Here is a 14868-nt window from a genome sequence, read left to right as displayed (position 1 = left end):
GCATTGATATTGATCTGATATTTACTCAAAAGGAAAGCGTTATGTGTGGCATAGTTGGTCTGTTTGACACCTTGGGCTTAGCCAACATCCCTACAGACTTGCTTGAAACAATGAATGCCAGTCAATCCCACCGGGGACCCGATGGCGATGGGCTTCATATTGAGCCAGGTGTGGGGCTGGGTCATCGGCGTCTATCAATCATTGACATCGCCAGTGGTAAACAACCTTTATTTAATGAGGACGATTCAGTCGCTGTCACGTTCAACGGTGAAATATACAATTTCGTGGAGTTGATGGAAGAGTTAAAGAAGCGTGGGCATGTTTTTAAAACACGCTGCGATACGGAAGTCATCGTACACGCCTGGGAAGAATGGGGCGAAAGTTGTGTCGATTACTTTCGTGGCATGTTTGCGTTTGCGGTGTGGGATCGCAATCAACAACAACTGTTTTTAGCCCGGGATCGTCTGGGCATAAAGCCGCTTTTTTACACTATTTTGAACGACGGTGTATTGGCATTTTCGTCCGAACTGAAAGCACTTAAACATCTGCCCAATATTGATCGAACTCTGGATCCCACCGGTATCGAAGATTATTTTTCCCTGGGCTATATTCCAGAGCCTAAAACAATATATAAACAGGTTAAAAAATTACGACCCGGTCATAGTCTGTTAATAGAGCGAGGTAAGGTTGTTCAGCCGACGAAGGAATATTGGGATGTTTCGTGTACACCGTTAGAAACCCGGTCTGCAGAAAGTCTTCAGGACGAATTAGTTGAGCGCATTCAGGAGGCGATCAAAATCAGAATGATTGCTGAAGTACCACTGGGTGCTTTTTTGTCCGGCGGTGTTGATTCGGGCTCTGTCGTTGCGATGATGGCCAAGATGAGTGACACACCGGTGAATACCTGCTCGATTGGGTTCGATGTTCAGAGTTTTGATGAAACGCACTATGCCAATATGGTGGCTGAACGGTATCAGACGAACCACTTTGAAGGTACGGTAGCCAGCGATGATTTTGGCTTGCTCGATCAACTCGCTCAAATTTATGATGAACCTTATGCCGACAGTTCAGCGATTCCCACCTATCGTGTCTGTGAACTGGCCAAGACCAAAGTAACTGTGGCTCTCTCCGGGGACGGGGGCGACGAGCATCTGGCGGGTTATCGACGCTATAACTGGCATATGAATGAAGAGCGATTTCGCTCTCGTGTGCCGCTCGGGGTGCGCAAAGGCGTCTTTGGACCACTGGGCAAACTGTACCCCAAAGCCGATTGGGCACCCAAAATGTTCCGGGCCAAGACCACTTTTGAAGCTCTGGCTCGCGGTTCCGTAGAAGCCTATTACCACACGGTGTCTCTGACCACGCCTCTACAACGCGAACAGTTATTTTCAGACAGCTATAAAAAAGACATTCAGGGCTATCGAACACAATCGGTGTTTGAGCAATACGCCAGTAAAGCACCGACCGATGACCCTTTGTCGTTGATACAATATCTGGATATGAAAACCTATCTGGTGGGTGACATTTTAACCAAAGTGGATCGGGCCAGTATGGCCCATGCGCTTGAGGTCCGTGTTCCCCTGCTCGATCACAAACTGGTGGACTGGATTTCGGGCCTGCCCTCCGAATTAAAGTTGAAGGACCAATGTGGCAAATACATTTTGAAAAAGGCCATGGAACCCTATCTGCCGCATGATGTGCTGTATCGGAAGAAAATGGGTTTTGCCGTGCCATTGGCGGAGTGGTTTCGAGGTCCTCTTCAGCCATTACTAAAAACACGGCTGTTGCAAGGCATCATGGCCGATTGTGGATACTTCAACCTGGCCGCCATAGAGAAAATTATTCAGCAGCATGTTTCAAAAATCAGGGATCACAGCACTTTAATCTGGACACTGTTTATGTTTGAAGCCTTCTTGAGAGGAGAAGCCGGACTGGGATTCGAAAAGAGCAAGCCCGTGATCGAAACCAGACTGGCGCCAGACGGTAACGGATCGCGAGCGGTCTCGGCATGAAAATCCTGCATGTTCTGGATCACTCCATTCCACTGCACAGTGGGTATACCTTCCGCACCTTGTCAATCTTGCGGCAGCAACGCAGTTTGGGTTGGCATACTGAGCATTTGACCTCGGCCAAGCAAGGGATGACAGGCGCTCAGGGGAATGCAATAGAGCACGTTGACGGGTTCAACTTTTATCGAACGCCGTCGATCGGCAATTGGTGGAAAAGTCTGCCTGCCGCCGAACCCCTGTCGATTATAAAAGGCTTGACCGCGCGACTGCACGAAGTGGTGGATGAGGTCCAGCCCGACATCCTGCATGCTCACTCTCCGGCCCTGAACGGTATTGCCGCCCTGCGAGTGGGGAAGGCCAGAAAAATACCGGTCATCTACGAGTGCCGGGCTTTTTGGGAAGATGCTGCGGTGAATCACGGCACCTGTTCGGATCGCAGTCTTCGCTATCACCTGACCCGAGCCATGGAAAGCTATGTTTTCCGCAAGGTTGATGGAATTACCACCATTTGCGAAGGACTCAGACAAGATATTATCGCTCGAGGAGAACGCCCGGACAAAATTACCGTGATACCGAATGCTGTGGATATTGAGCACTTTCAGACACAGGGAGAAAAGTCGTGTGAGTTGTTAAAACAACTGAATCTGACGGATCAAACCATCATGGGTTTTTTCGGTTCCTTTTACGATTACGAGGGACTTTTATTATTGCTGGATGCCATGCCAGACATTATTCGGCGGGATGCGAATATTCGCTTATTGCTGGTTGGGGGAGGGCCCCAGGAGGAGCTCATCAGGTCTAGAATTCAGCGGGAAAACCTGTCTCAGTACGTGATTATGACCGGGCGGGTACCACACGATATCATCCAGGAGTACTACCAGTTGGCCGACATCATGGTGTACCCAAGATTGCCGATGCGGCTGACGGATCTGGTAACGCCTCTTAAACCGCTCGAGGCCATGGCTCAAAATAAAATCGTGGTTGCCTCCGATGTGGGAGGGCATAAGGAATTGATTCGGGATGGGGAAAACGGGTTTTTATTCCCGGCGGGTGATCCCCATGCACTGGCCGATAAAGTGCTTAGCGTTCTGCAGGAGCGCCACACCTGGCCTAAACTGCAATCGCAAGGCCGGAATTACGTCGAAAACGACAGGAACTGGGAGCGTAGCGTGTCTTTCTACAAAGATGCTTATGGGCGGGCTTGTGAAATTTAAATCCTTTGACGGCGTGGCTCCAGATCTTGAATCGCTCCGGGTTGGCGTGGTTGGTCCGGCTGCGCCCCCGGCCGGCGGTATGGCGGCACAGACTGAGCAGCTGTGCCGGTTGCTGAGAGAAGAAGGGGTTTCGGTATATTACTTGCAGACGAATCTGCCCTATAAACCAGCCTGGGTGTCTAATTTGGTCGGTTTACGTGCCGTATTCCGTTTAATGGCCTATTTCTCGCGCCTGTGGAAATTCCTGGATCAAATAGATGTCGTCCATTTAATGTCCAACTCGGGCTGGTCCTGGCATTTGTTCTCAGCTCCGGTGATTTGGCTTGGGTATTGGCGGGGCAAACCGGTGATTGTTAATTATCGGGGCGGTAAAGCGGATCAATTTTTGAAGAAATCTTCAATCTGGTTGAAGCCCACGCTGGGCAAAGCCAGCAGTCTGGTTGTCCCTTCAGGCTTTCTTGAACAGGTTTTTGAGAACCATGGTTTTGAAGCCATGGTTATTCCCAATATTATCGATACTGAACGTTTTCGTCCTTTTTTGCAGCCACAGTTTCGGCCGCCGGCAAAGGATGCCCTTGCTCCGGCCAGAATCACCGATTGCCGGGACGACAGTAAAACCTGGAAAATCATTGTGGTTCGAAATTTAGAAGCTATCTATGGCATTGATACCGCGATTCAGGCGATTGCTGCGTTAAAAGACGATGGCTTCAGGCTTCATTTGTCCATCGCTGGCAGCGGGCCAGAAGAGTTTAAACTGAAAAATCTGATTGCAAAGCTACAATTACAAGATGATGTCACGCTCCTCGGACGACTGGATCGTGAACAGGTTCAGTCGTTGTATCACGAGGCTGACATTTTTGTGAACGCTTCTCGTGTCGATAATATGCCCAATTCGTTGTTGGAGTCGATGGCCTGTGGTCTCGCGATTGTGACAACGAACGCAGGCGGCATCCCCTGGATGGTTACCGACGAAGAGACAGCCCTTATGGTCAATGTCGATGATCATCTTGGGATGGCGATCGCCATTAAGCGGCTGATGGAAGACGATGGTCTTAGGGGTCGGCTACAGAATCAGGGACTTGAGCTAATTCAGCAGTATCGTTGGGACAGGGTAAAACAACAGTGGCTCCGTCTTTATGATGAAGCGTGTGACAACATGAATGTGAAGGCAATCGGATGAGCCTGTACACCGATTTGATTTCCAGGGCTATTTTTCCCCTACACGAACGGGTTAAGGGCCATCGCAGTGTGAAATGGCGACAGGAGCTGGAAAGCAGCCAATGGTTGAAACGGGAGGCTATCGAAGCGATTCAGCTGATAAATCTGCGCCGTTTTTTGGTCGAGGCCGGTGAATGTGTTCCCTATTACCGGAATCTTTTCCAAACGCTTTCATTTAGCCCTGCTGAGCTTACATCCACGGCTGACCTGTCGACTTTGCCGTTGCTCGATAAAACGCTCATCAGGGAAAATACTGAGTCTTTGAGATCAGAAAAGGCGACGACGTTAAAGCGTTTCAACACTGGAGGATCGACCGGACAACCGCTTATCTTCTATTTGGGGCAAGACCGTATCAGTCACGATGTTGCGGCAAAGTGGCGGGCCACCCGCTGGTGGGACGTAGACATTGGGGATTCTGAGGTGGTGATCTGGGGTTCTCCCATCGAATTGGGTACTCAGGATCACTTGCGGGTTTGGCGTGACAGATTATTTCGCAGTGAATTGATACCGGCAGCGGATCTGACAGAAAGTCGTCTGGCTGAAATAGTTGAGGAAATCTGTCAACGCAAACCCAAAATGGTATTCGGCTACCCCTCGGTGATCTCTATGTTGGCCGACCACGCAATGAACAAGGGCTGTGCGCTGAATACGCTGGGGGTAAAAGTGGTGTTCGTGACATCAGAGTGCCTTTACGAGCATCAGCGGCAACTCATTGAAAGCGCTTTCGGTTGCCAGGTTGCCAACGGTTATGGCAGCAGGGATGCCGGTTTTCTCGCCCACCAATGTCCGCAAGGCAGTTTACACCTCAGTGCTGAAGACATCGTTGTCGAGATTGTGGATGAACATGGCAAGTGCCTGCCGGAGGGTCAGGCGGGAGAGATCGTAGTAACGCACACCGCCACCGGTGAGTTCCCTTTCATCCGTTATCGCACGGGTGATATGGGATGCATCAGTAATGAGCCGTGCCCCTGCGGGCGTGGCTTACCGGTATTAAAAGACGTCCTTGGGCGAGCAAATGACTTTCTTGTGTCCAGTGATGGTAAGAAATTTCACGGTTCGTCGTTCACCTACGTGATGCGAGACATAGACGGGCTGGAATCGTTCAAAATCATTCAGGAAAGTCGCCAGTTGGTGAACGTGAAACTGATGACGGACCGAAGATATCAGGCCGACAGTGAAAACCGGATCAGTCGTGCGTTCAAACAGCGTTTGGGTGACGGTGTGCAAGTCTCTTTTGATTACTGTCAATCAATACCTCCGGAAAAATCCGGTAAATACCGATACGTGGTGAGTCATGCCGATTAGAGATATGTTAGTGACACTGGCGGTTTTGATCACACTGCCTTACATCTTTAAGCGCCCATACATTGGGGTGTTGGTGTGGTCGTGGCTGAGTTATATGAATCCTCATCGAATGTGTTGGGGGTTTGCATTTGACATGCCATTTGCTCAAATCGTCGCGTTGGTATTGATTGCGGCAATGTGTCTCGACAAGTCCAAAAAATCCCTGCCTTACGATAAAACCCTGATCATCTGGGCCCTGTTTCTCACCTGGATCACCATCACGTCGATCTTCGCACTCTTTCCCGAAAGTGCCTGGATTTTGTACATCAAAGTGTTGAAGATTCAGCTGGTGACGTTCTTTACGATGATCTTGCTGACCGATCAGAAGAAAATCAATCAACTCATTTGGGTCATCGTTCTGTCTATTGGCTATTTCAGTGTGAAGGGTGGGGTCTTTACGCTCGTTCATGGCGGAGCTTTCCGAGTTTGGGGGCCACCGGGTGGGTACATTGAGGAAAACAACAGTCTGGCACTGGCCACACTCATGATCGTACCCCTGATGGTCTATCTGTATCAAATTACTCCGAAAAAGTGGATTCGATACAGCCTGGCGGGAGCCATTATTCTGAGTCTATTATCTGCCCTGGGTTCACAATCGCGAGGCGCATTGCTGGCTGTCATTGCCGTAGGTGGGTATTTCTGGCTAGTGTCTTCACACAAAATCATCACGGGCCCTACTTTAATTCTGCTGGCTTTTCTCGGTTTCAGTTTTATGCCGGGCAGTTGGCACGAACGGATGGACACCATCCAAAACTATGAAGAAGACGCCTCTGCCATGCAGCGACTGAATGCCTGGCAGTACAGCATCAATGTCGCCAGTGACCGGTTAACGGGTGGCGGGATGCAGGCCTGGAAATTGGAAAGCTTTTTAATCTGGGCGCCTAACCCACATTATGTGCACTCGGCCCACAGTATATTTTTTAGTATTTTGGGCGACCACGGCTGGCCAGGTTTGGTGCTGTTCCTTCTCATATTGGCAATGTCATGGTGGAATCTAAGTTGGGTGATCAAGAATGCCAAGGGGACGGAATCGGCCAAGTTAGCCAAAATGATTAAGGTCAGCCTAGTGGCCTATTGCTCTGGCGGTGCCTTTTTAAGTTTGGCTTATTTCGATTTGCCCTGGCATTTTTACGCCATTGCCATCTTGCTGAGACATCAAAACAAGATCCAGGAAGTACCCAAATTCCTGCACAGGAACATCAAGCAAAGCCATAGAAACAGCGGTCAGCCCCGGGAATTAGAAGCACCAGCCCATCCGGTAACCGTTAAATCGTCACTGTGAGTGTGACTCGTTCATTCTCGGCGTTCATCATTACGGAGTGGGGGCTGAAGACCGCAATAATATGAAAACATTAAAATGCCTGCAGGCATAACAGGAGTGTAGACATGGAGACCGTAGGTATTACGTTGGATCAAGTAAAACTCATCGTCGCCGAAATTTTACAATTGGGAGCACGCGCAGATGCTTTTACACGGTCAACGCCGTTATTGGGCAGTGTCCCAGAGTTTGATTCTATGGCGGTTGTGTCCGTGATCACGGCACTGGAAGATAATTACGGAATTGTGATTGAGGATGATGAATTGACTGCAGAGGTTTTTGCCACCCTTGGGGATCTTCAGGACTTTGTTAATCAAAAGATGGCAAGCTGACGACTATAATGGTCCATCCTGCGTATATTCACTGCTCCAGTGGCGACCTTTTTGTCTTGATTTTTTCTCCAGAACAAAACGCTGCACCTGAGCGTTGGGCGGTTATTTTCCCGCCGATGGCTGAGGAAATGAACAAGTGTCGCAAACAGATCAATAACCAGGCCCGTCAACTGTGTCGGGATGGCTGGACCGTACTGGTACCTGATTACCATGGAACCGGAGACAGCTCTGGGGAATTCGTCGATGTTCGCTGGTCGCATTGGCGCCAGCAGATGCTCGACATCCTTGATTGGGTATCTGTTCAGGGCGCGAGCGAGATCGCGTTGATTGGTGTAAGACTCGGCGCGTTACTGGCCCTGGAGGTCTTATCAGCATCACAGCACCGCACGGTCATCGAAAAAGTCGTGTTATGGCAGCCGGTGGTCAGCGGTAAACTGTGGCTCAATCAATTTTTACGACTGCGGGTCGCTGCAGGGTTGATGCAAACAGACAAGAGCCAGAAAGAAACCCCTTCAATGTTAAGGCAGCAGCTGCGTAACGGTCAAATTGTAGAAGTGGCGGGGTATGCGCTCAGCCCTGACCTGGCCGATGACCTTGAAGCTCTGGCGTTGGCCGATGTGCGGCCTTCGGGAGACGTAGCGGTATTTTGGCTTGAGGTGAGCTCACAAACAAAAGCCACCGTGTTACCGGCCTCATCACATCAATTGGAGTCGTGGAAGGCGCTGGGAGTGAGTGTACACACAGACGTGGTCACGGGGGATGCGTTTTGGAGCACACAGGAAATCGCGGTTGCTGACAAGTTGATTGAGGCCACCAGTCACTGCCTGTCCGAACAATCAGTAACCGCCAATGACACATTAAGCACGGGTCATGGGGCGTCAGCCATAGCGACCACTGCTCCGGTTGCAGAACGGGTGACCTCAGGCCAACAGCAGATGCATTCAGAGCTCATGGATCTGGCAAATAACATGGAGCGTACCCAGCGTTATGTCATTGATGAAAGCCGTGGCAGTAGAGCGGCTCATGACGCGACCATGACGAAAACAGCACTGACAAGCCGCGCTGATATTGGGGGCCTCAAAGAGCAAGCTTTTGGGTTTGAGTGTTCGGGAAGCAAACTGATTGCCATTCTCCATAACCCCCCAGAGGTGTCTTCAGAGCTGCCTCCAGAGGTGCCTTCAAACAAGGTAGCAGGTGATCCTACCCCGACGCGAGGGATTCTCATTGTTGTGGGTGGTCCCCAGTATCGCGTAGGCAGTCACCGTCAATTTCTACAGTTGTCGCGGCAGCTGGCGGAGTCGGGCGTGCCGGTGATGCGCTTCGATTACCGAGGCATGGGAGACAGTGAGGGGGAGTTTTTAGGCTTTGAGTCTGTGGGAGACGACATCCGTTCGGCAATAGACAACTATCAAATACAATTTCCCCAACTGAAGGAAGTTATCTTGTGGGGGCTTTGCGATGGGGCTACGGCAGCGGCCTGTTACGCTTCGACGGACCCCAGAGTGACAGGCTTGATACTGCTGAATCCCTGGGTTAGAACTGAAGCCGGGCAGGCGAAAGCCTATTTAAAGCACTATTACTGGCAGCGATTAACCCAGCCGGATCTCTGGCGAAAAATTCTCAGTGGCAAGTTTGATCTGAAGGCTTCCGCCGTTTCACTGGGTCACTCGTTGAAAAAGCTCTCAAAACAGGCAGAAGGGACGGGTGCCTCGGTTGTTGTTGGAGACACTGCAGTGTCCGCACCGGGACGTCACGATAAAACCACTGGGGGCAGCCACAAGGCCGGCAACGCGCAGAGCCAGAGCATCGCCAAGCGACCCAAACAAAGCGGCAGTGTTCTGGAGGCCGGAACGTCAAATGACAACCTGATCGACAAACTGGCGAGTGGTTTGAATCTATTCAACGGACCTGTATTACTGGTTCTCAGTGGTTCAGACCTTACGGCAGCCGAGTTTAAGGAAGCCGCCCGCACGACCAGATCGCTGAAGAAAACATTGTCTGCCAAGCAAACCAGTGTACAGCACCTGGACGCGGCCGATCATACCTTTTCAAGGCAAGATTGGAAGCAGCAGGTCACGAATATCACACAGACGTGGCTGCAATCCTGGTAACAGCCTTGCCGTTACTTGTGTTGCGTCGAGCCTTTAACTACGCTTGCACTGTCTGCCCAACCGTACGTATCCGTCTGTACACTCCATTAGGCCTGTCATGGGTTAGGGTGTGTATCATCTCAGCAATTTAACAGCCCGATTGGTATATGAAATATATAAATGACAGGTACGCCACAGAAAGAGGTCTGGTTCGGCTGGGGCTGGCCCATATTGAGTCGTGGCTGGGCAGAACGCGGGAATTTGAACAGGTGGACTTGAGCCGGGTAGAGCGGTTAGTGTTTGTGTGCCTGGGAAATATATGCCGCAGCCCGTTCGGTGAAAAGCTCGCCAATCAATTGGGGGCCAATACCGCGGGTTTTGGTTTGTCGACCACCTCCGGCTTGCCTGCCTTTGAGTTGGCCATTGATGTGGCCAAGCGTTTTGGTGTGGATCTTTCTGCACACCAGACGACAAATATTGACGATTTTAGCATTCACGATAGCGACTTGTTGCTGGTGATGGAAGTTCGTCACGCCCGGAGGCTGAAGTCCCTTATCGGTGACTCACAGGCACAGATCGCCTTATTGGGGCGTTGGGCAACGCCACCTCGCTTGCATATTCATGACCCTCACGAACACGACGAAACCTATTTCTACAATTGTTACGCCACAATTGAACAGGCGACCAGCGAACTCATCAAATCCCTGAAGAAAGCCCAGTCTATTTCCAAAGACTCTTGAACGTCTTTTGGCTGACCGCTTTCAGGTCAGCCAAAGCCGGTTTGTAATCATCCCATGAAAACAAATAGTAACGGGTTTTGGGGTTGAAGAAATCACTCAATACGGTTGCCAGTTCCTGCCATTTTTCAAATTGTCTGGATTTATCCTGTATCAGGTTCGGTTGACACCAAATTCGATAAAGCCGTTTGAACTCTACTAACAGGTTTCTGCAACGGATGCCATGGGTGATCGGTTCCGGGGCTGGCAGTTGTCCGCAGCCCAAAACTTGATAGGTAAACCAGGCAAAAGGGACATTTGAATGATAGGCCAGGGGGTAACTGCCCCAAAAACGACCGTTGATTTCCATCAGTACCGCCCGTTCAGTCGCTGGGTCATAGCGGTACTCGACCATGGCAACCCCCGACCAATTTAACGCTTTCAAAAGCTCGATTGATTTTTCCTGCAGGGCCTGGTGATTTTCCAGAGGCAAGGCTTCACAGAGTGAAGAATAGCCGCCTTCAGGTGGCCATTCGTGCAGCCGTCGGTGCTGAAACCGGAGCAAATCTTTGCCTTCATGCATGAAGAAAAATTGCCCCAGACCATACCCGGCCACATATTCCTGAATCATGGGGTAGCTGTTAAGAGGCGCATAGGTGCGGATGACGTTTCGGAGTTCTTCCGCTGAATAGAGATAAAGCAGTTTTTCAATTTTAATGCCCAGTTCCGCCCCCCGCTTTAAGACGGAATGGGGGTTGCTCCATTTTAGGATCACCGGAAAGGTTAACTCAGACAGCAGGGGCTCAAGCTCGCGTTCCGCGTGTATTTGAATGCTTTTTGGGGTTTCAATGCCAACGGTTTTGGCAACAGCCATAGTATAAGATTTATCGAGTACCTTATTCATGGTGTCCAGGTCAGGTACCAGGGGGATAAGATGCTTTAACTTGGGCTGCATTTGGTTAAATAATAAAATATCGTCTTCAGAAATGCAGAGTAGATGACGGGCGCCCGTTTCAGACGCGATCTCATTCAGGCGATGGGCTTTTTCGTCGATCGACAAACTCGGGGTTAGTGTATAGCGTTCACTGACGTATCGGGAATAGAGCCCCACAGCCGCTTCTTTTTTTCCAATGGCAATAACCCGGCAGCCACGCTTACCCAGTTCACGCACCAGACTTAAACCAATTTGGGTGTCTACGCCATAAATGATAATACAGTGGGGTCGCATGCCAGTTGTCTCTAGGACTTTCAATCTATACTCTCAAATTCAAGTCAGTAGTACCATAAAGAGTCATTAAGCTTATTATGCAATTTTCTGCCCAACGCATAATAACCCGGAATACCCAAGGGCGGATCTGTTTTGTCGCGGCCCCAGCAATGACGGTGACTGCCAAAGTCAGCTGCAACGAAGTCCTGGTTGTGCTCTTTAATGAACCGGCAGAGCTGCAGCAGACGATTTTGATTGACGCGATTTCGGGTTAGTGTCTTATATTGCGGGTCTGCAGATTTAAAGAACTCAAAAGGGTGAGTGAGAATCACAACCTGTTCAATGCCCAGGCGTCTGGCTTGTAACAGGATGCACTTCATCTCGGGCCAGGAACAGCTGGTTATTTGCAGTGACTTTTTGTTGTCCCTGCCAAACAGGTTACCATCTTGGTACGTGAAGACCGGCATTTCCATGACGCCTTCTATGTGGTGGCGCCCAGAATCGAGATGCAGTCGTTGATCGGGAGGAGTAAACACGCCTGTGGCAATGTTGGAGCTTAATGGAATGCCTAAATCACGAATGACCTGGTAGGTGGTTACATCGGCACGTAAATTTCCTGTCCGGATGGCTTCGGGCATTCTGCCTGTTAATCTTTTGAAGGTATCCAGGCAGATTGAAAAAACCTGCTTTAGGTAAGAATAGGTTTGCCCGGCACAGTCGTCTTGGCGTGGAAACTGACCTGCTTTCACCGATTTATCAAAGCTCAGCCATACGGGGTGGACATGCAGTTGAATATCCTGGTTGGCTTTCTGCAAGTCGTTGATTACCGTAGCGATGGGACCATCACCGAAATAACTGGCGTTCGCGGTTTCCACAAAAAAGGTTCCAGTAACGTCGTATGACGAAAAGGTATCGAGAATAAACCCCAGTCCTTGTTGTCCACTGTGAGTCTCCCCATACACCAGTGGATGAGACACGGGTTTGAGGTTGTCTGGGTCCTGGAAATGACCAGCAATACTGAACTCAGTATCAATAGTAATCAATATTTCCGTGGGTGAAGAAGGGGTTGTCACAGCAGTACTCACGAGTCAGTAATGGACAGATATTCTGATTTCACTCTCTTTTACCCGGGTCGCTCAGACGAAGATTGTACATGGATTTGGATTGCATTAAAGGTGGAGTCCAAAGCGATTTTCGAAAGTGACCGGCCAGATTGCGCAAGTAAAAAAGAAAACCCATGGGACGCTGCTTGTTCACAATTTGTATGCCATGTAGATTGCGAAATGAAGTCATCCAGTCTAGTTTGAAGGCTTCTCCCCCCGTCAGGAAATCCACCTTGGTAACGCCATCACGGGTGATGACGTGCTCCATTAATCTGTGCGTCAGGATCGTGCCAGGAGAATAGTCTTTATACTCTCTGGCATAAGCTAATTTATAGATGTAAGCCGTGTTTCGTTCGACTAGCCAAAATTGTACCGCTACCGCGCGATTTTCAATATAAAGAATACCAAGTCGCAACCAATTCTGCTCCGCTCCTAACTGGGCCAGGCCATCGATAAAATCGGGATATGGCTCTGATTTTTTCCAACTTTGATTGTATACCTGATGATAGGAGGTTAGGGCCTGGGGAAGATCTTCCAGATTGGTAATAATGTCAATGTGCCAGTCCCCGAGGCTGGTTAATTTTTTTGTTTTCCTTTTGATGGTATTTTTGAGTCGACTGGGGCGTGCTTTCATGTAGCTTGAGAAATCTTTGATCTCGTCCTCAAACATATTTTTAGTGACATAATAGTGAAAACTGGCTTTATTCAGCTGGGTGGCAATTTTTTGCCAGTTGACGACAGTTTCTTCTGGCATGGGGGAGAGGTTGATCAAATCCCAGGTGCCGTTTTCCATGACGTGCTTCAAAAAGCACTGCCCAGCTAAAGATTCTGTGATGAGCGTTTCATCCCAACTCATGCTGAAGATCGGGGTGTAATAATTTGTCAGCCCCGATATTAAGTTAACGCGCTTTCCTCCCATCGATTCTTTTTTGTACCACATGGGCAAAATGGCGGCAACCTGATTTTTTTTGTAGAGGCATAAGAAACACACCGAACCCTTAGAAGAAGCAACGGTTCGGCAAAAGTTCTCATACCAGCTGTCGTAAGAAAAAACGGCAATTTTAGATTGATCTACCAGGAATTTTTTGCAATCGTCGGGCAGTTGTTGATAGCCGGTATATTGAATGAACTGTATATCGTCTGGATCTTTGGTGGCAGGTTTGTCCGAAAACGTTTTTTTATGCAGGTAAGACGGTACTCTGGCCAATAACGCTTTGGTGGCAACCATGCTGGGTTTTAAGTCTTCACGGGTGAGATAGGAGAAGCTGGCGGTATAACGGGTCCCTTCCAGCGCCAGAAGTTTGTCCAGATGCCTGAACAGCGCCAGGCTGTCTTTTTCACTGTCAAACCAAATGGCCGGCCGTATTGGCTTTGACGGTTGTGGATCGAGACCTAACGTATAAACGTACTCCGTATACAGCAGATTAACGTTCGCCGCTGTGCACAACCCCACCCAAAAATCCGTTCTTCCTATGGTGGGTTCAATAACCCAAAGACGTCCCTTCTCATCCTGTTTTAATTCCAGAGAGACGGGCCCAGACAGCTTCAACCCTTCAAAGAACTGTTTGGTGATAGCGATGACTTCCGGGTTATGGGCAGAAATAGCGACGGTGGTTTGGCCCATGGCCGGTGGGTGTGATTCCAGTTTGTTGCCGCAGAAGCTTGAAATGACCTTGCCGTGATCCAGGTACAAGGCACCAAAGAACAGATCTTTATCGGTTCCTGAGATCCAATCTTGCAGAAGGATCGGCAGGTCTTTCTGGTATTTATCAATGTTTTCCTGAAGAGCTTCGGGGGTGTCACAACGCAGCGCTTTAAAGCCGGATTGGGGCTTCACGGGTTTAATTAACACCGGAAACTCAAACTGGTTAATTGCTTCCAGGGTGTCATCGGTTTTTTTGAGAACTTTCGACTTGGGATATCGAATGCTCATCTCCAGGCAGCGACGTTCAATATTGCTTTTGAGCAACAGATTAAGAATATCCTCTGCATTTTCTGACCAGCTGAGTAAAAAGTCAGGGGTAATGCGATCAACATTTTCAGCCAGAATACGCACGTTGTTGTCATTGGTCGGGAACAAAACAATAGCCGTCGAGCGATCGATAGCCTGTCGAAATTGAAGTAAATCATCAATCAGTGAGTTCTCATTGATGTTTTTGACGTAATGAATGTTAGCAGTATTGGTCGCGGCGCCGGGCAAGTAGTTCTTGGCTTCGAATGCGTGTACATCGACCCCTTCCTGCTTGAGGGCTCGACACATGGCAATGCCGTGGCTGCACAGACCTATTACCAAAGCGATTGAATTGTTAGTGTTCAT

Annotated in this window: 11 protein-coding genes; 8 read left to right on the top strand and 3 right to left on the bottom strand. The window is 49.5% G+C overall.

All coding sequences use genetic code 11. The annotated features are described in order from the left end of the window. The first annotated feature begins 41 nt into the window (after positions 1 to 41). The 8 genes from G8770_RS03930 (at position 42) to G8770_RS03895 (ending at position 10265) form a co-directional block, all read left to right on the top strand. The gene (locus G8770_RS03930) at positions 42 to 2012 is read left to right on the top strand and encodes an XrtA/PEP-CTERM system amidotransferase (protein ID WP_167181957.1); all 1971 of its coding nucleotides are present in this window, start codon (positions 42 to 44) and stop codon (positions 2010 to 2012) included. Beyond that, positions 2009 to 3223, top strand: a complete 1215-nt coding sequence (locus G8770_RS03925; RefSeq protein WP_167181955.1) for a TIGR04063 family PEP-CTERM/XrtA system glycosyltransferase — start codon at positions 2009 to 2011, stop codon at positions 3221 to 3223. The genes G8770_RS03930 and G8770_RS03925 overlap by 4 nt, the downstream gene beginning before the upstream one ends. Further along, on the top strand, positions 3213 to 4403 hold the full coding sequence (locus tag G8770_RS03920; protein ID WP_208022029.1) for a glycosyltransferase: 1191 nt from the start codon (positions 3213 to 3215) through the stop codon (positions 4401 to 4403). Before G8770_RS03925 ends, G8770_RS03920 begins: the two co-directional genes overlap by 11 nt. Further along, positions 4400 to 5746, top strand: coding sequence for a phenylacetate--CoA ligase family protein (locus tag G8770_RS03915; RefSeq protein ID WP_167181953.1), 1347 nt, complete (start codon positions 4400 to 4402; stop codon positions 5744 to 5746). Before G8770_RS03920 ends, G8770_RS03915 begins: the two co-directional genes overlap by 4 nt. Beyond that, on the top strand, positions 5736 to 7067 hold the full coding sequence (locus G8770_RS03910; protein ID WP_167181951.1) for a putative O-glycosylation ligase, exosortase A system-associated: 1332 nt from the start codon (positions 5736 to 5738) through the stop codon (positions 7065 to 7067). Before G8770_RS03915 ends, G8770_RS03910 begins: the two co-directional genes overlap by 11 nt. A 104-nt stretch (positions 7068 to 7171) precedes the next feature. Next, a complete protein-coding gene (locus tag G8770_RS03905; protein WP_167181949.1) occupies positions 7172 to 7435 on the top strand; it encodes an acyl carrier protein in 264 nt (87 codons plus the stop codon). Positions 7436 to 7443: 8 nt separating this feature from the next. Beyond that, the gene (locus tag G8770_RS03900; RefSeq protein WP_167181947.1) at positions 7444 to 9546 is read left to right on the top strand and encodes a hydrolase 1, exosortase A system-associated; all 2103 of its coding nucleotides are present in this window, start codon (positions 7444 to 7446) and stop codon (positions 9544 to 9546) included. A gap of 146 nt (positions 9547 to 9692) precedes the next feature. Further along, the gene (locus tag G8770_RS03895) at positions 9693 to 10265 is read left to right on the top strand and encodes an arsenate-mycothiol transferase ArsC (protein WP_167181945.1); all 573 of its coding nucleotides are present in this window, start codon (positions 9693 to 9695) and stop codon (positions 10263 to 10265) included. On the opposite strand, the gene G8770_RS03890 is transcribed toward G8770_RS03895, so the two are convergent. Genes G8770_RS03890 through G8770_RS03880 form a run of 3 tightly spaced genes read right to left on the bottom strand, consistent with a single transcriptional unit; the run spans position 10246 to position 14868 of the window. Then, complete coding sequence (locus G8770_RS03890) at positions 10246 to 11469, bottom strand: carboxylate--amine ligase (protein WP_167181943.1); 1224 nt, start codon at positions 11467 to 11469, stop codon at positions 10246 to 10248. The two genes, G8770_RS03895 and G8770_RS03890, sit on opposite strands and share 20 nt — an antisense overlap. 44 nt (positions 11470 to 11513) lie before the next feature. Further along, complete coding sequence (locus G8770_RS03885; protein WP_167181941.1) at positions 11514 to 12521, bottom strand: polysaccharide deacetylase family protein; 1008 nt, start codon at positions 12519 to 12521, stop codon at positions 11514 to 11516. 40 nt (positions 12522 to 12561) lie between these two features. Continuing rightward, the gene (locus tag G8770_RS03880) at positions 12562 to 14868 is read right to left on the bottom strand and encodes a GNAT family N-acetyltransferase (RefSeq protein WP_167181939.1); all 2307 of its coding nucleotides are present in this window, start codon (positions 14866 to 14868) and stop codon (positions 12562 to 12564) included.

Source organism: Pseudomaricurvus hydrocarbonicus (assembly GCF_011602365.1).
GTDB lineage: Bacteria > Pseudomonadota > Gammaproteobacteria > Pseudomonadales > Cellvibrionaceae > Pseudomaricurvus > Pseudomaricurvus hydrocarbonicus.
The sequence above is the reverse complement of the archived record's forward strand: the minus strand, read 5'-3'. Positions and strand labels throughout refer to the sequence as shown.